Here is a 16,325-nt window from a genome sequence, read left to right on the forward strand (position 1 = left end):
GCTCAGCGGTCTGTACGCGCGCGACGTACGACGCGTACGACGAGTACGACGACTCAAGACGAATCCACCCCAAATGAAGGTCGTTGGAGACCGAAGGAAGACCAGAGAAGAAAGTCACGCGAGGCACGTCCGTCACAGACATGGCTCGCTCCACCCAGCGTTTTGCACTGGGTAAACGTCACGGCAACGCATGCCGAAGTGACGGAGGTCACGTTTTGGCTCAGCCGATGGCGATGCGCGGGTGGGCGGACGGCTTGATCCAGCCCATGATGCGGTCCATGGTGGCCCGGGGCACGGAGACGCAGCCCGCGGTGGCGCCGCTGCCGTTGACGTGCAGGAAGATGCCCGCGCCGCGGCCGGGAGTGGCGGGCCAGCGGTTGAAGTTGATGACGAGCGCCTTGGCGTACTGCGTGGGGTAGTTGATGAGGTGCTCGCTGCCGCGCTCGCCGGACTCGGTGAGCGGGAAGTCCGCGCCCGCCTCGCCGTGCATGGAGTTGTAGAACTTCGACTCGGGGTCCTGCACCCACCAGTCGTCATCGGTGACCACGTGGTACGGCATGGCGGTGCCCCCGGCCACATGGCCGAAGCCCTCAGTGATCGTGTAGGTGCCGCTCGGGGTGGTGTACGTGCTCTGCCGCCGGGTCGCCCCGTCGGTCACGCCGTTGGAGCCGACCCGGCCCGCGCTGGTGCTGAACTGGGCTTTCCAGCCGGAGGATCCCTTGGCCCAGGCGGTGACGGTGGCGTAGGAGCCGCTGGCCTTCACCGTGATGAGCTGGGTGGCGTCGCCCACCTCGACCGGTACCGGGAAGTCGGGTGCGGCGGGTGCGGCGGGCGCCGGGTCCTGCTGACCGCCGGTTGCCGAACCGGTGCCTGTGCCCCCGCCCGTGCCGCTCGCCGCGTCGTTGGTCTCCTTCGCGGCGTCGCCGGAGGCGGAGGTGGAGGTGGACGGCGAGGCGGACGCGTCGCCGGAGGCGGAGGCGGACGGGCTGGCGGACGTGGAGGCTGAGGCGCTCGGCGACGCGGAGCCGGAGGCATCGGCGGGGCTGTCGCCCGGCGTTTGTGATATGTCGACCGAGTCGGCCGCCGCCTGCTGGTCGCCGGGTCCGCCGCAGGCGGACGTCACCGCCAGAACGCTGACGACGGCGGCGCTGATCAGAACCTGACGGGGGAAGACCTGCACGCTGGGCTCCTTGCCAATGGGGGCGTGTCGGGGGCGGGCGGTTCGCGGAGGCGGGCACGGTGACGAAGCGGGTGCATGTCACGGCACGACGGAGAGACCGCGCGGACGCATGCCGCACGGCCTGGGAGAGGTCATGCACAACCGGGCTCGGGTTGTAGTCAGGTCGCCGAACCGGTGTCAAGTGAGGCGACAAAGGGGCTGATATGGGGCAGCGTGGACGTCGGCCCTCGTCGGCCTTCGTCAGCCCTCGGTCGCGTTCGCCCGCTCGGGCAGGGCGCCGGTGCAGGTGGCGCGGCCGAAGGTGCCGGTGGCGGTGGCGCTTTGGACGTGCTTGCCGTTGATGGCGAGGGTGCAGCGGGCCTGGCCGCCCTTCTCGCCGAGGATGATGCTGACGGTCGGCTCCTGGCCGAGGGGGACGTCGACCGTCTTGCGCCAGGGCAGCGTCGCCGCCTTGACGACGACGGCCTCTCCAGAGGCGCTGCGAGCCTGGTAGGCGATGTCGGCGGTGCCCTCGCCGGTCACTTCGTAGGTCACCGCGGCGGTGGGGGTTCGGTCCGCGGGCTTCGACTCGTCCTCGCCCGGGTCGAGCACGCCGTAGAGGACGAGACCGCCGCAGACGGCCAGTGCGACGCCTGCGGCGAGCAGGCCGGCACGGTCGCCCGACGGCTTCTTCGAGCCTTTGGTATCCGAGCCTTCAGCATCCGAGCCTTCGGTGTCGGTTTCCATCACTTCGGATTCCTGGGTTTTTCCGGGCACGTTCAAATTCCCTTCCGCGTGTGAATGGTCAGGCGTTCGGCGCTGCAGTCGGCCGGGTTATACCCGATGCCATCCGTCGATGTCCAGCGAGCGGAAATATCGGACATCCGGCGACCTCTTTGGGGTCAAGTGCCCGAAATGGCCGATCGCTTGACATGGCGTCACCGGAATGACTAGAAATCCGGCGCCGCTGCCTATGGCCTGTCATCCGTGCAGGTGGAGGCGGGTTTGGGCGGCATATTTGGACCGTGACATTCGAGGAAAGGTTTGGCGTGAGACCCGGACTGGGCAGGCTTGTGGCGTGCCTTGTGGTGGCCGCGGTGACAAGTACCGCGCTGCCTCAGGTCGCTTATGCGGCGCCCGCTGACGACGGTGACGGAAAGGGAATTGTCGACACCGTCAAAGGCTGGTTCGCGGATGATAGCAAGGAAAACGAGAAGCCTCCGTCGCATGATGAATTGGGGATAGCCGACCGGCAGAAACTGCCGAAGGGCAAGGCCGATCCGGAGGCCAAGCGAGTCAAGGAGCTGACGGGACGGCGCACGGCGCACGCCCGCTTCTGGCAGTTGTCGGACGGCCGGGTGCAGGCGGAGCTGTCGGCGGTGCCGACGTCGTACCGCTCGGGTGAGGGCAAGAAGGCGACCTGGAAGCCGGTCGACACCGCGGTGCGCGGTACGAAGGCCAAGGGTTTCGCCTTCGCCAACACCACGAACAACGGGCGGTCCTGGTTCGGCGGGGATGCCGGCCGGCTGGTGCGGTTCGCCTCGCCGAGCGGCCGTTCGGTCACCCTGGGCCTGGACGGAGTGCGGGACAAGGACCTCGCCCCGAAGGTCAAGGATTCCACGGTCACCTACGCGGACGTGGTGCACGGCGCGGATCTGGAGTATGTGGTCGGTCCGGGCCGGGTGAAGGAGAACATCACCCTGGCCAAGCGCCCCAACGGTCCGGTGAAGTTCACCTTCACCCTGGATACGGACGGGCTGGAGCCGAAGGCCCGCAAGGACGGCTCGATCGCGCTGTACGGCGAGCTGCCGGACACGCCCGAGCTGGTGATCCCGGCGCCGTACATGACGGACGCGAAGAAGGCGGATACCTCCGTCTTCGGGCAGACCTACAGCACGAAGGTCACCCAGAAGCTGACCCGTGACGGCAAGCGGTGGAAGCTGACGGTGACGCCGGACACGCAGTGGCTGGCGTCGAAGGACCGGCAGTACCCGGTGGTGATCGATCCGACGATCACGATCGCGCCGTCGCCGTCGAGCGCGCAGGACGTGATGGTCCTGCAGGAGGCGCCGACGACGAACTACAGCTCCTCCTGGAAGCTGTCGGCGGGCCGCACGGACACGGGGGCGGCCCGGTCGCTGATCAAGTTCCCGCTGGACGAGATCCCGGCGGGCACGAAGATCGATGCGGCGCGGCTGGAGATGTACTACGACCAGTCGCACACCACCACCGGCACCAGTGTCCTGATCAAGGCGCACCGGGCGACCGGCGCCTGGGACGAGTCCACGGCGACCTGGGACAACACCAGTGCCCTGGTGGGTGAGCTGTCCGGCACCAGCGTGCAGGTCGACGACGGGGACGCGGGCACCACGGCCGCCTCCGGCACCTGGCCTGCCTCCACGTCGACGCTGACCCAGTACGCCGTCAACCAGGACTACCGCTACAACAAGGACGCGGTGGCCGGGGACACCTACACCTGGCAGCCCAGGCTGCCGGAGACCTCCACCTACCGGGTCGACGTGCACTATGTGCCGGCATCCGACCGGGCCACCAACGCCCCGTACACGGTGACCGGCACGAACGGCTCCACCACCTACACGGTGGACCAGACGGCCGGTTCGGGCGGCGTGTGGGAGTCCCTCAACGGCGGCTCGCAGATCAAGTTCTCCAAGGGCACCGCCGGCAAGGTGGTCCTGGGTGACGGCCCGGCCTCGACGTCAACGGCGGTGATCGCGGACGCGGTGCGCTGGGTGAACCCGGCGCAGTTGACCCGCAGCAAGGGCGAGTACAACACGTGGGACAAGTTCCCGGTCACCGACACCGTGCAGAAGTGGGTGAACGGCACCGAGCCCAATTATGGCTTCGTGCTCAAGGCGAGCGACGAGTCGACCAACGGTCCGCTGGGCGGTCCGCGCTATGAGGCCGGCGACGGCGATTACGGCGGCGAGACCTCCACGATCCCCAGGCTGACGGTCACCTACGGCAAGGTCGGCACCACGCTGAACTCCCCGCAGGTGATCCACTCCACTGGCCCGGAGCTGTCGTGGAAGGCGTACAGCAACGACTCCGGCGATGCGGGTCTGGACATCGTGGAGTACCAGCTGCACCGCTCCACGCAGCAGGCGTTCACCCCGTCCGCGGCCACCCTCATCGCGCCGGTCGACAAGGCGGCCACGTCGTATACGGACACCACCGCGACGCCGACGCCGGACTCGTCGTCGGTGGAGATCGGGCGGTCGTACTACTACCAGCTGGCGGTGAAGACGAAGAGCGGTGAGCTGCTCGGCTCCCCGACGCGGATCGTCGGCGTGCCCAAGGCGGGCCGCACGATGAAGCTCATCCAGGGCACGTCCGGGGTGACGGATACGACGTTGTCGTCCGCGCAGCCGGACACCAACCAGGACACCATGACGTCGTGGGGGGTGGGCCAGAACTGGCTGAGCGTGGGCAACAACTCCTCGACCTGGGGCACGACCCGCGCGGCGATGAAGTTCGCCACCGATGACATCCCGGCCACGGCGACGGTGCTGGAGTCGCGGCTGTTCATGTGGGCGGCGCAGACCACCACCGGCAGCGACGGTGCCGTCTACAACCTGCACGGCCTGACCCGGGACTTCGACGAGACCACGGCGACGTGGAACAACGCCACCTCCACCACGGCGTGGACGAGTCCGGGCGGGGATCACTCCTCCACGGTCTCGGATTACACCCCGCAGTGGAGCAACGACGTCGGCCGGCACTGGTGGGACGCCACCGGCCTGACCCAGGGCTGGGTCGACACCCCCTCCAGCAACCACGGTGCGATGGTCAAGCTGAAGGACGAGTCCTCGACCGGCCCGCAGGAGCGCACCCTGTTCCTGGCCTCGGAGGCGGACGACTGGCAGATCGGCCCGCTGCTGCGGGTGATCTACGTCGACTCCACCACCGAGGACACCTACTACGCGCCGCAGACGCCGTCCCGGATGACCCCGAACTCCACCTACAAGGTGGACTTCACGGTCACCAACACCACCAGCTCGGCGTGGGCGGCGGGTGAGCGGGAGCTGTCGTACACCTGGAAGCTCCCGGACGGCACGGACGTGACGACCGGCGGCAACCAGCTGTCCACGGCGATACCGGCGCTGAACCCCGGCCAGTCGGCCACGATCCAGGCGCAGGTCGCCACGCCGATCAACTCCGATGCCGGCAACAAGCGCACCGACTACGTGCTCGGCTGGGACGTCCGCAAGGTCTCCGACGGCAGCTGGCTGTCCGCCGGAACCGAGGGCATCGCGCCGCTGAAGCAGAACGTGGCGGTGGAGGACCCCACCTCCAACACCCTCGGTCTGGAGAAGTTCTACTCCTACACCGGCAAGAACACCGGCGCCGGCTCCACGGTGATGAACAACGTCGCCGCGGGCAACAGCGTCTGGTCCTACAACGCCATCAACAACCCCGGCCGCGGACTGAACACTTTCTTCCGCGTCGCCTACAACTCGCTCGACACCAGCGACACCGTTCTCGGCCACGGCTGGTCGGGCCAGGCGTCCGGCCCGCTGCGCCTGGGCGCGCCGCTGGACTTCCACCCCAACCCCAACCCGACCGAGGTCCGCCTCCCGGACGGCGACGGCACCACGCACGTCTTCCGCAAGCAGGCCGACGGCACCTGGAAGGCCCCGGCGGGCGTCCACTTCAAGCTGGACTTCAAGACCGGCACGGAGTGCACCCCGGACAAGGACAACACCCCGGACGCGTGGTCGCTGACCCGCCCCGACGGCACGCGCTTCTTCTTCGGCTGTGACGGCTATCTGACGTCGGTCGTCGACAACGACGGCAACACGCAGACGTACACGTACGAGGAGCGCAAGTCCAACAACAAGCCGACCAAGTTCCTGCGTTACATCACGGACCCGGTCGGCCGTCAGTCCCTGGTCGTCGACTACTACAAGAAGGGTGACGCCACCTACGAGTACATCGACGACACGGGCGCCAAGGTCAGCGGCACCAACCTGACCAACTCCAAGATCTACGACCACATCAAGTCCGTCACGGACATCTCCGGTCGCAAGATCACCTTCTACTACACGACCAAGGGCCTGATGGGCCGCATGGTCGACGGCGAGGACTCGTCCCAGCCGAAGGTCTTCAAGTTCACCTACGACGCCACCCAGGGCAACAAGAACGTCAAGCTGGTGACCGCCACCGACCCGCGTGGCAACGGCACCGACCTGGCGTACTACTACCCGCAGGAGGGGGACGACCCGAAGTATCACTGGTGGACGCAGACGATCACCGATCGTCTGAACGGCACCACGAACTTCGCGTACGCGGCCAACGCCACGAACACGAAGTTCACCGACACCACGGTCACCGACGCCGAGTCCCACGCGACGAAGTACGTCACCGACGACTTCGCCCGCCCGGTGGAGCTGACCAACGCCAAGTCGCAGACCACGAAGCTGGCCTGGGACGCGGACAACAACGTCACCTACCTGGAGGAGAACAACGGCGCCAAGGCCGCGTACTGCTACGACCCGAAGACGGGCTACCCGCTGCGTCAGTGGGACGCGGAGACCACCAAGTCGTGGACGTCGTTCACCCCGACCGACTACTGCGACCCGGCGAGCTACCCGTCCGGCGCCACGGCGTTCGAGTACCAGACCCGCGCGGACGGCTACTCGGCGAACCTGTTCCGCAAGACGTCCCCGCTGGGCAACACGTGGCAGTTCGGATACGACGACTTCGGCAACCCGACGTCGGTCACCGACCCCGAGGGTGTGGCGTCGGCCACGGAGGGTGACTACACGTCGACCACCACGTACGACGCGTACGGCCAGCCGCTGACGGAAACGGACGCGAATGGCCACACCACGAAGTACGACCAGTACGGTCCGTCCGGCTACCCGGAGAAGATCACCGACGCGAAGACCAACACGACCACGTTCGTCTACGACGAGCGAGGCAACACCCTGGAGGTCGTCAACGCCAAGGCCGCCAAGGTCACCCAGAGCTACGACTACTTCGGCCGCCCGCTGGAGCAGACGTCGCCGAAGGACCAGGCCGCCGGTGTCCTCATCACCACTCCGGCGCCGAAGTACGACGCCAACAACAACATCCTGACGGCGTACGCCCCGAACGGTGCCGAGACCTCCTCGGTGTACGACGCGGCGGACCAGGTCACCGACTCGCTGGCCCCGGTGGATGTGGCGGGCGACCCGGAGCGCCGTACGACCACGACGTACGACAAGGTCGGCAACGTCAAGACGGTCACCGAGCCCAAGGGCAACCTGACGGCGACGGTGGGCGACTACACGACCACGTACACGTACGACGAGATCTACCAGCCGGTCTCGGTGGTCAACGCCAAGGGCGACAAGGTCTCCAGTGAGTACGACAGCGTCGGCAACCTGGTCACCGTCATCGACCCGAAGAAGAACGCGACTGCGGACACGTCCGACTTCACCACGAAGTACACCTACGACCTGAACCACCGGGTCGTGAAGACGACGGACGCCGCGGGCAAGTTCACATCCGTCCACTACGACCTCGACGGCCGCGTCGATGAGGCGACGGACGCCGAGGGCAACACCACGGAGACGACCTTCGACCGGCGTGGTCTGACCAAGCAGGTCAAGGTCCCGTACTCCAAGGACGCCTCCACAGGCGCCGTCACCTATCGGACGACCCAGTACGAGTACGACGAGGTCGGCAACCGGACCAAGGTGATCAGCCCGCGGGGCGTGGAGACCACGGACGATGCCACCGACTACACGACGGAGACGATCTATGACGAGCTGAACCGGGTCAAGGAACAGCTCACAGCGTTCGACGCGGACGACACGCGCTACGCCACCCCGGACCGGACGTACTTCTTCTACGACGAGGCCGGTCAGCTCAAGGAGGTCTCGGCTCCGCCGTCGCAGGGCCAGAGCGTCCGCAACGTCACGTCGTACGAGTATTACGACAACGGCTGGGTGAAGTCGGCGAAGGATCCGTTCGACATCACCACGTCATACGACTACAACCTGCTGGGCCAGCAGACGAAGAACACGCTGACCTCGGCCGGCGGTTCCTCGCAGCGCACCATGACGTGGGACTTCTACCCGTCGGGCAACCAGAAGGCGCGCTCCGACGACGGTATCCCGGTCGGTCTGCAGGTCGTGGTGGTCGACTCCTCCGACGTCCACAACACCGCCACGCAGGGCACCTGGGATGCCTCCCAGGCGACCGACCAGTGGGGCTACGACGTCCGCACGAACGCGGCGGGTACGGGCACGGACACCTTCACCTGGCAGCTGGTCATCCCGCAGGACGGCACATACGAGGTCTTCACCCGCCACGGCAACGTGACGGGCGCGGCCACGAATGCCCCCTTCGAGATCACCCACTCCACGGGCACGGCCACCAAGACGGTGAACCAGTCGGCGAACGCGGGTGACTGGGTCTCGCTGGGCTCGTACACCTTCACCGAGGCCGGGACGCAGAAGATCACGCTGTCTGACAACGCCGACGGTTCGGTGATCGCGGACGGCATCAAGCTGGTCCGCTCCAACACGGGTGACACCGACAACGAGAAGAAGGACTTCACCTACACCTATGACGCCAACGGTCTGCTGAAGGAGGTCAAGGACCTCTCGCCGGGCGCCAAGGCGGATGCCTACGCCATGACCTACGACGAGCTGAACCAGCTGTCGAAGGTCGAGGAGAAGCTCGGCACGACGGTCAAGAACACGACGTCGCTGACGTACGACGTCAACGGCAACATCGACTCGACGACGCACGACGTGACCTGGTCGGCGTTCGAGTACGACGTCCGCGACATGATCAACAAGATCACGAACGCGGACTCGGCGACCGCCGGCAACCAGCAGATATCCACGTTCACCTACACCGACCGCGGCCAGCCGCTGAAGCAGGTCAAGCCGAACGGGAACACCGTCGACTACGCCTACTACCTCAACGGTGCGGTGAAGTCGCAGCTGGAGAAGAAGTCGGACGGGACCACGGTGGTGGCCTCGCACGATCTGGAGTACGACCCGAACGGGAACCGGTCGAAGGACACCGCGAAGGTGATGAACGCCGACAACTCGGCGGACTACCTGGACACGGTGTCGGTGTTCGACTACGACCCGCAGGACCGTATCGCCAAGGTCACCAAGACCGGGGACGCGGCGGGTACGGAGTCGTACGTCTACGACGGCAACTCCAACATCGTCGAGCAGACGGTCGGCGGTACGACGACGACGTCGACGTATGACCGCAACCGGCTGCTGAAGACGACGGTGTCGGGTGTGGCGTCGACGTACAACTACGACCCGCTGGGCCGCCTGGACACCGTCTCGTCCAACGGCAGCGTGCAGGAGAAGTACAGCTACGACGGTTTCGACCGGATCGCGAAGTACACGGCGGGCTCGGGTACGTCGGCGAAGTCGACGACGTACGTCTACGACGCCTTCGACCGCACTGCTTCGGAGACCACGTCCGGGACGAACGGGAAGACCACGGTCTTCACGTACCTGGGCATGGAGAACAAGGTGCTGCGGGAGGAGGTCGCGGACAAGGCGACCAAGTCCTACCAGTACGCGCCGTGGGGTCAGAAGCTGACCCAGATCAAGCACAACACGGACGCCACGAAGGAGTACTCGCACTACCTGTACCACCCCAAGGGTGATGTGGAGGCGGTTACCAAGCCGGATGGTACGACGCGTGCGACGTACGGGTACACGGCGTACGGCTCGGACGACGAGGGGCGCTTCACGGGTGCGGACAAGCCGGATGCGGCGAACCCGGACAAGGAGGCGTACAACGAGTACCGGTACAACGCCCATCGCTATGACGACGGGTCGGGCACTTATGACATGGGCTTCCGCAACTACGACCCGGGGCTCAACCGGTTCCTGACGCGGGACATGTTCGGCGGTGCGCTCAACGACATGGCCCTGGCCATGGACCCGTACACGGGCAACCGGTACGCGTTCGCGGGCGGCAACCCGATCTCGTTCATCGAGCTGGACGGCCACCTGTTCGGCCTGGACATCTCCCTGTCCGACGTGGGCCATGCCGCCCTCGATGTGGCGGGCATGGTGCCGGTCGTGGGCGAGGTCGCGGATGTCGCCAACGGCATCTGGTATGCGGCCGAGGGCAACTACGAGGATGCCGCGCTGTCCATGGCAGCAGCGGTACCGGGCCTCGGCGCGGCGGCGACGGCGGCCAAGTGGGCCAAGAAGGGCGCCAAGGCGGTCGACGCCGTCAAGGGCGGTAACAAGGCAAAGAATGCCGGCGAGAAGATCAAGGATGCCGGCAAGAAGATCAAGGATGCTGGCCAGAAGGTCAAGCAGAAGACCAAGGAGGTCAAGAGCAAGCTCAAGCGATCGTCGTGCAAGAAGGGGCAGAAGAACAGCTTCGTCCCGGGCACCAAGGTGCTGATGGCCGACGGGTCCACGAAGAACATCGAGGACCTGAAGACCGGTGAGTACGTCCTGGCCTCCGACCCGGAGACCGGCGACCTCCAGGCCCGCCAGGTCACCGACACCATCACCGGTGACGGCCTCAAGCACCTGATCACGCTGACGGTCGACCCTGACGGCAAGGATGGCAAGGCCAAGCCCAGCAAGATCACGGCAACGGCCAATCACCCGTTCTGGCTGCCGGACTACGGCCGCTGGGCCGAGGCCGGTGATCTCGAACCGGGCATGTGGCTGCAGACCGCAGCCGGCACCTGGGTCCAGATCACCGCGATCGACGACGCCCACCGTGCCCAGAAGGTCCACAACCTCACCGTCGACGGCCAGCACACCTACTATGTGATGGTCGGCAATGCACCAGTCCTGGTGCACAATGCCAAGCGGGACAGGAGCGATCCCGAGGAAGTCTGTCCGATCGGTCCCTATGCGTTCGAATCGATTCCGGCGCGGAGCAAGTCTCAGAAGTTCGACGAGTCTCCAGGCGGCGAAAGGGATCAGATCAATGAGATCGGGAGCCAGTTCGGATGCCACACCTGCGGAATCATCTTCCCCTTCGGCTCGAAGAAGGGGTATGTTCCTGACCACCAGCCCATCAGTTCGTGGGTGCCGGACGGATTTCCGCAGCGCCTGTATCCGCAATGTATCGACTGCAGTCGGAAGCAGGCTGGGTGGGCAAGGCAGTTGGCGCCCATCATGAAGCCGATATACGAGCGGATCGCCAAGGAAATGGGACTTTAGGGAGGTAGGACACCATGGACCTCACATGGGTCGAGTCGGAGGGCGGGCCGATGATTGTCGTGGAGGAATCGCTGAGAAACCTCTGGGGCGGCTACGCGAACTCTGATTACGAATCCGCCTGTGAGGTCGAAGACTACGCCGGGCTGGTGAGTTTTGGAGAGACTCCGGACTCCGGGCTGGCGCTGGTGATCGGCGATATCCCTGCCCCGACCGCTTTTATGGAGGAGTTCTGTGCCATTGTTCAATGGATCTCGGCCTCCAGCGATGCTCGATTCATCGAGGTCGTGCGCGGGGGTATCGACGATGTGGACAACTGGGTGGACGGTCCGGTGGTGAACGTGACGGGTCCGCTAGCCGTGTTCGATGCGGCTCTGCCTGGAGCAGAGGCTCGCGCAGACGAACTTCTGCTGGTGAATATCGAGCCGGCGGTCTATCAACTGAGGACCGCGGACATCGAGTCGGACACCGGTACGTGCGCAAGAGTCCACAAATTTGATCGAGTGATCCAGTCGGCTGAGCGTAGTCATTGAGTAGGGAAGCCCCGCTAGTCCTTGGCGGGGCTTTCCGTATTCTCTTGGCTCTCCGGAGCGCGCTCCGGAATCGTCTTGGTGACTACCGGTCGTTCCGGCGAACCCCTGATCGTCCACTGATCAACCCTTGATCGATCACTACATGAACTCAGGGCTGCTCCTCTCCTTCAATGGAGCGGATCAACGTAATTTCATTGAGGCAACCCAAGCGCCGAAATTTCCTACGCGGAGCTCTTTCGGTGTTATTTGCACGGACCTGCGCGCTCGGCCGGAACGTCAAGGACCAGGTCAAGCGGAAGAGCTGCAAGAAGAACAGCTTCGTCCCGGGCACCAAGGTGCTGATGGCCGACGGGTCCACGAAGAACATCGAGGGCCTCAAGGAGGGCGAGTACGTCCTGGCCTCCGACCCGGAGACCGGCAACCTCCAGGCCCGCCAGGTCACCGACACCATCACCGGTGACGGTGTGAAGCACCTGGTCACCCTCACCGTCGACCCCGACGGAAAGGACGGCAAGGCCAAGCCGAGCAAGATATGGCCGAGGGCCTGGAAACGGACGCGGTCGCCGAGAGACCAGTGGAGCTGGCCTACCGGCTGACCGTTGGCGAATTGGCGTCCGCGCTGCGGGCACGCGCGAGAAGCACCGGAGCAGGACGCTTTCAGCGCCGTGCGCTGGTCTGGACGGTGGCGGTCACGACCGTCGGCGCCCTGTTGTCGGCGGCTGGCTCCGGCCACCGGGACACACCATGGCCGCTGTATGCGGGGGTGGTGGTCTTCGCCGCCTTCATGACTGCGGTGCCGCGGTTGCAGGCGCGCCACCTCCACCGGCTCGCCGAACGGCAGGGAGACACCTGCGGGACGGTCGACGACACCGGGGTCCGGCTCACCACCGCGCACAGCTCGGCCAGCTTCGACTGGCACCTCTACTCGCGCTATGTCGAGACCCCGGAGTTGTTCGTGCTTCTCAGCGCCGACAAGTCCGCCGTCGGCTTCGTCGTCCTGCCCAAGCGGGCCGTGGCGGGCCCGGAGGAGGTGGACCGGCTGCGGGCGGTCCTCGACCGGCGGCTCGTGTGCGCGGACGACGCCGAGGCGCCCGGAAGGCCGCGGAGCCGGGGCCGGGCCGTCGGCCGTGGGGCCGGCTCCGTCGGACTGTTGCTGCTGGGGCTGCTGCTGTTCTTTTTCGCCTTCGCCGCCGTCCACCATGCCTCGCACCCGGACCGCTTTCCCGGGATCCAGAACAACAACGCCCCGATATCGGCCGTCATGCTGGGGCTGGGGGTGCTTGCGGTCGCCGGGGCTTGGTGGCTCGTACGGCGGATGACGGCCATGCGGATCGTGACCGCGGTGCTCGCCGTCCTTGTCCTGCTGGCCGGTGGCGCCGCCCTGTACCGCGTCGGACCGATGCTCCACTGTTGGGGCTCGGACCAGATCGCCCGCGGGCCCGAGGGCACCTACGTCTGCTACGACCTCTAAGGACCAGGCGCCGGAGGCGGTACAGGGTCTGGTGCCGGGGCCCATCACCTGACGCCTACCGCTATTTCCTGCCCTGTTCCCCGAAGGCGCCGCCAAGCGGGCTGGGGATGGCGTTGGCGGCGGCTCAGCCGCTCTCCCGGTAGTTCATGAACCAGTGGGTATCGAAATAGTGGGCCATCGTGAACGGGTGGTGCGGGTCGGTGAGGATGCGGCAGACGAACTCCGCGGCCTGGCAGTCGAAGGGGAGGTCCTCGCCGTCGAAGGACCGGATCACGACGGTCCAGCGATCGGGGTCGTCGCCGTTGGCCCTCCAGCAATACAGGTTTTCGTGTTCCGTGCCCGCCCAGATGAGCAGGCCGTCCTCCCTGAGATGTGTCCACGGCTCCTGGTACAGCCCCAGGAATCCGTCGAAGGCACCCTCTCCGAACGTCTCGACCATGCGCTTGTAGTCACTCGGCAGCGCAGTGCCCAGGCGCGACTCCATCCGCGTCCAGTCCACGTCCGGCCGCTGGGCGGGCTGTGTCCAGCAAGTGATCCGCTTGAGCCGCTCCACCTAGTCGACGTCCTCGTCCTGAGCGACCGCCAAGGGTTCCGGCACTTGCCCTCGAAGGGGCCGAGGAGAGGGGCGCCTCTGGACTCGTCGACCGTCGGATCGGTGAAGCCGTCGAGGACGAGGGTGCGCGGTGCGCCGTACCTGCTGCCGAGCAGGTCGATCAGGTCCTGCAGGTCCTGCAGGTCCAGGTCGCTGGGCAGGTACATGTAGCTGCTCCCGGGCCCGAGTTGGGCCAGCAGGTCGCTGACGGTCGATTGCGTGAGCTCCATGGCGGACAGTGAAGCGCACCGCACTGACAATGCACGTGCTCACAGACGTGGCCTCCGACGGCCGCGAGGGCCATGGCGGTGGCGAGCCCGCCACGTAGGAGGCCGAACCGGACGAGTGTGAGTTCAGGCGGGCAGTCCGCCGTCCTTGACGGCGGTGACGAACGACGACCAGGGGCCGGCCTTGAAGACGAGGGCTGGGCCGTCGGGGGCCGTCTTGCTGTCACGGACGGGGACGATGGCGGGGAGGTTGTCGGCGACCTCGATGCACGCGCCGCCGTCCGGGTTGCTGTAGCTGCTCTTACGCCACGTCACGTCCGTCAGGTCGATGGCTCGCACGGCACTTCCTCCAACATTCGCGTGATGAACTTCCGCGACTCGGCCGGGTTCAGCGCCTGGTCGCGCATTGCATCGTACGTACGTTGCAGCCGCTCAACAGAGGCGTTTTCTTCGATCAGTTCGCCGCGGTGCGCGTTCTCCGCGTATGCCACCGTAGCGCCGTCCAGCAGTCGCAGGAACATCACGTCTGTGCTCACCAGTCCGTGCAGGCCGGAAGTGTGCGGCAGTACCTGAAGCGTGATGTTCGGGCGCTCCGACACCTCCAGCAAGTACTCCAACTGTTCGCGCCATGCCTCGCCATCTCGCAGTGGGGTGCGTAGCACCGCCTCGGCGAGAAGGGCGCGGAATGGTGGCGCGTCCTCCCCTTCCAGCAGTTTCCGCCGACCCGTGCGCGCCTCGACCTGCTGGTCCAGCTCCTTGCCCTTGGCGCCACCCAGTGCGAGCACCTCGTACGCGTACGCCTCTGTCTGGAGCAGGCCGTGAATCGTGCTCACCCCGAAGTGCCACAGATTCACCGCCTCGCTCTCCAGCAGCATGTACCGCCGGTACCGCTCCTTGAACTGCGTCGGATCCGCCACCGCCAGCTCCCACAACGCCAACAACAACCCCGGCGTCCCGTAATGCCGATCCAGCGCCTCGGCGACCTCCGGGCTCCCCAGCGTCGCCCCGCTCTCCAGCTTCCCGAACAGCGACGCGTCCCAGCCCACCACCTTGGCCAGCTCACGCAGGCTCTCGCCCTTGGCCGTGCGCAGTAACCGGAGTTCCTCCGCGTACCGTCGGCGTGGTTCCTGGCTGCGTCCCGTGATCACCCTTCTCGGCGGCATCGCGCTCCTCCGTCGTCCCTGGAAGAAGGCCGTGGCAGGTGTGGAAGTAAGCCGAAGGGCGACGAAGGTGGACTCGTCCACGGCGTTCCGGTCCCGCTCGTAAGCCATGCTCGTAATGGCCAGAACACGCAGCGTAATCCAGGCAGTTCACTCCGCGTGGGTGAACGGCGGAAAGGGCGGACCATGACGACGGAGCGGCACCGGACGGCGGCGGCCGACACGATCAGAGACGCCGAAGAGGGCCGGGACGCCCTCGCGTCCGCCCTCGAACGCGCCGGGCTCCAGCTCCCCTCCCTGAGGGTGGACACGAACACCTACGCCGATGTGAACCCTCGCCCCCTCATCGAGCTGGGACGCTGTTCCCCGCCCCTGGCACGGGAGTTGGCGGCCGTCATCGAGAAGGGAACCGGCGGGGGAGCGGCACGGTGACCCGGCGTGTGTTCCGCTACGTCCCGTTCACCATCGAGCAGGACCGCACCGCGGAGCCCGAGTACGAGGCCCGCTGCGTGTCCGGCGACGAGACCGAGTGCGGGGCGCGGTCCGGTACGTACGGTCATCCCGCGCCCGTCGAGGAGTGGCAGCGCAAGCACACGCAGGAGACCCGGCACCTGCGCTACCGGCGGAACTTCGGCGACTACGCGGTGCTGCGGGCGAGCGGGGGCACGGCGTGAGCGTCGGTCACCACAGCTCTGCCGAGCGGGAAGAACTGGAGGGCCGGGAAGACGTAGCGGCCGGCTACCAGCCGTGCGAGCACCGGCAGATCGAGCAGCGTGACGGCAAGACCCACTGCCGGGACTGCGAGCGACAGCTCTACCTGTGAGGGCTCGGCCTCTCGGCTACACATCATCGCCGTCACTCGAAGTGACCGCGATGCATGGCCCTCGTCGGCGCCGACACCGCCGAATCCGGCCACTCTGCGCAGCCGCGGCACCGGCGAGGTCGGCCGTGGCCCGGGCGTGCCGCCCGAGCACCGCGCCGTCCGGGCAACTTTCGGCGCCGCGG

12 protein-coding genes are annotated in these 16,325 nt (G+C 66.5%); 7 read left to right on the plus strand and 5 right to left on the minus strand.

Translation table 11 applies throughout. The annotated features are described in order from the left end of the window. Positions 1 to 220: 220 nt before the first annotated feature. On the minus strand, positions 221 to 1,180 hold the full coding sequence (locus ACP4J3_RS00520) for a L,D-transpeptidase family protein (RefSeq protein ID WP_426529100.1): 960 nt from the start codon (positions 1,178 to 1,180) through the stop codon (positions 221 to 223). 240 nt (positions 1,181 to 1,420) lie between these two features. Further along, the gene (locus ACP4J3_RS00525; protein ID WP_426529102.1) at positions 1,421 to 1,906 is read right to left on the minus strand and encodes a hypothetical protein; all 486 of its coding nucleotides are present in this window, start codon (positions 1,904 to 1,906) and stop codon (positions 1,421 to 1,423) included. Between the two features lie 488 nt (positions 1,907 to 2,394). On the opposite strand from ACP4J3_RS00525, the gene ACP4J3_RS00530 reads away from it, so the two are divergent. From ACP4J3_RS00530 to ACP4J3_RS00545, 4 genes are all read left to right on the plus strand, one after another. Next, positions 2,395 to 11,340, plus strand: a complete 8,946-nt coding sequence (locus tag ACP4J3_RS00530; protein WP_426529104.1) for a DNRLRE domain-containing protein — start codon at positions 2,395 to 2,397, stop codon at positions 11,338 to 11,340. A 14-nt stretch (positions 11,341 to 11,354) separates the two neighbouring features. Continuing rightward, the gene (locus ACP4J3_RS00535; protein ID WP_426529106.1) at positions 11,355 to 11,870 is read left to right on the plus strand and encodes an Imm21 family immunity protein; all 516 of its coding nucleotides are present in this window, start codon (positions 11,355 to 11,357) and stop codon (positions 11,868 to 11,870) included. Positions 11,871 to 12,109: 239 nt separating this feature from the next. Next, a complete protein-coding gene (locus ACP4J3_RS00540; RefSeq protein WP_426529108.1) occupies positions 12,110 to 12,466 on the plus strand; it encodes a hypothetical protein in 357 nt (118 codons plus the stop codon). Between the two features lie 86 nt (positions 12,467 to 12,552). Then, positions 12,553 to 13,341, plus strand: coding sequence for a YcxB family protein (locus ACP4J3_RS00545; protein ID WP_426529110.1), 789 nt, complete (start codon positions 12,553 to 12,555; stop codon positions 13,339 to 13,341). Between the two features lie 124 nt (positions 13,342 to 13,465). Here the strand turns inward: ACP4J3_RS00545 and ACP4J3_RS00550 are convergent, their stop codons facing one another. From ACP4J3_RS00550 to ACP4J3_RS00560, 3 genes are all read right to left on the minus strand, one after another. Further along, complete coding sequence (locus ACP4J3_RS00550) at positions 13,466 to 13,894, minus strand: hypothetical protein (RefSeq protein ID WP_426529112.1); 429 nt, start codon at positions 13,892 to 13,894, stop codon at positions 13,466 to 13,468. Positions 13,895 to 14,286: 392 nt separating this feature from the next. Beyond that, a complete protein-coding gene (locus ACP4J3_RS00555; protein WP_426529114.1) occupies positions 14,287 to 14,499 on the minus strand; it encodes a DUF397 domain-containing protein in 213 nt (70 codons plus the stop codon). Continuing rightward, positions 14,481 to 15,323, minus strand: a complete 843-nt coding sequence (locus tag ACP4J3_RS00560) for a helix-turn-helix domain-containing protein (protein ID WP_426529762.1) — start codon at positions 15,321 to 15,323, stop codon at positions 14,481 to 14,483. The genes ACP4J3_RS00555 and ACP4J3_RS00560 overlap by 19 nt, the downstream gene beginning before the upstream one ends. A 183-nt stretch (positions 15,324 to 15,506) precedes the next feature. Here ACP4J3_RS00560 and ACP4J3_RS00565 point away from each other — a divergent pair, with 183 nt between their 5' ends. The 3 genes from ACP4J3_RS00565 to ACP4J3_RS00575 are packed head-to-tail and all read left to right on the plus strand — an operon-like array spanning position 15,507 to position 16,143. Then, a complete protein-coding gene (locus tag ACP4J3_RS00565; protein ID WP_426529116.1) occupies positions 15,507 to 15,752 on the plus strand; it encodes a hypothetical protein in 246 nt (81 codons plus the stop codon). Further along, the gene (locus ACP4J3_RS00570; protein ID WP_426529118.1) at positions 15,749 to 15,994 is read left to right on the plus strand and encodes a hypothetical protein; all 246 of its coding nucleotides are present in this window, start codon (positions 15,749 to 15,751) and stop codon (positions 15,992 to 15,994) included. Before ACP4J3_RS00565 ends, ACP4J3_RS00570 begins: the two co-directional genes overlap by 4 nt. Then, positions 15,991 to 16,143, plus strand: a complete 153-nt coding sequence (locus ACP4J3_RS00575; RefSeq protein WP_426529120.1) for a hypothetical protein — start codon at positions 15,991 to 15,993, stop codon at positions 16,141 to 16,143. The genes ACP4J3_RS00570 and ACP4J3_RS00575 overlap by 4 nt, the downstream gene beginning before the upstream one ends. Positions 16,144 to 16,325 lie beyond the last annotated feature (182 nt).

It is taken from the genome of Streptomyces sp. UG1 (assembly GCF_049974585.1).
GTDB lineage: Bacteria > Actinomycetota > Actinomycetes > Streptomycetales > Streptomycetaceae > Streptomyces.

What these genes read in the sequence shown, in the direction of transcription:
- ACP4J3_RS00525 (WP_426529102.1), bottom strand. Translation starts at nt 1,906, where the DNA reads ATGGAAACCGACACCGAAGGCTCGGATGCTGAAGGCTCGGATACCAAA.
- ACP4J3_RS00535 (WP_426529106.1), top strand. Translation starts at nt 11,355, where the DNA reads ATGGACCTCACATGGGTCGAGTCGGAGGGCGGGCCGATGATTGTCGTG.
- ACP4J3_RS00565 (WP_426529116.1), top strand. Translation starts at nt 15,507, where the DNA reads ATGACGACGGAGCGGCACCGGACGGCGGCGGCCGACACGATCAGAGAC.
- ACP4J3_RS00560 (WP_426529762.1), bottom strand. Translation starts at nt 15,323, where the DNA reads ATGCCGCCGAGAAGGGTGATCACGGGACGCAGCCAGGAACCACGCCGA.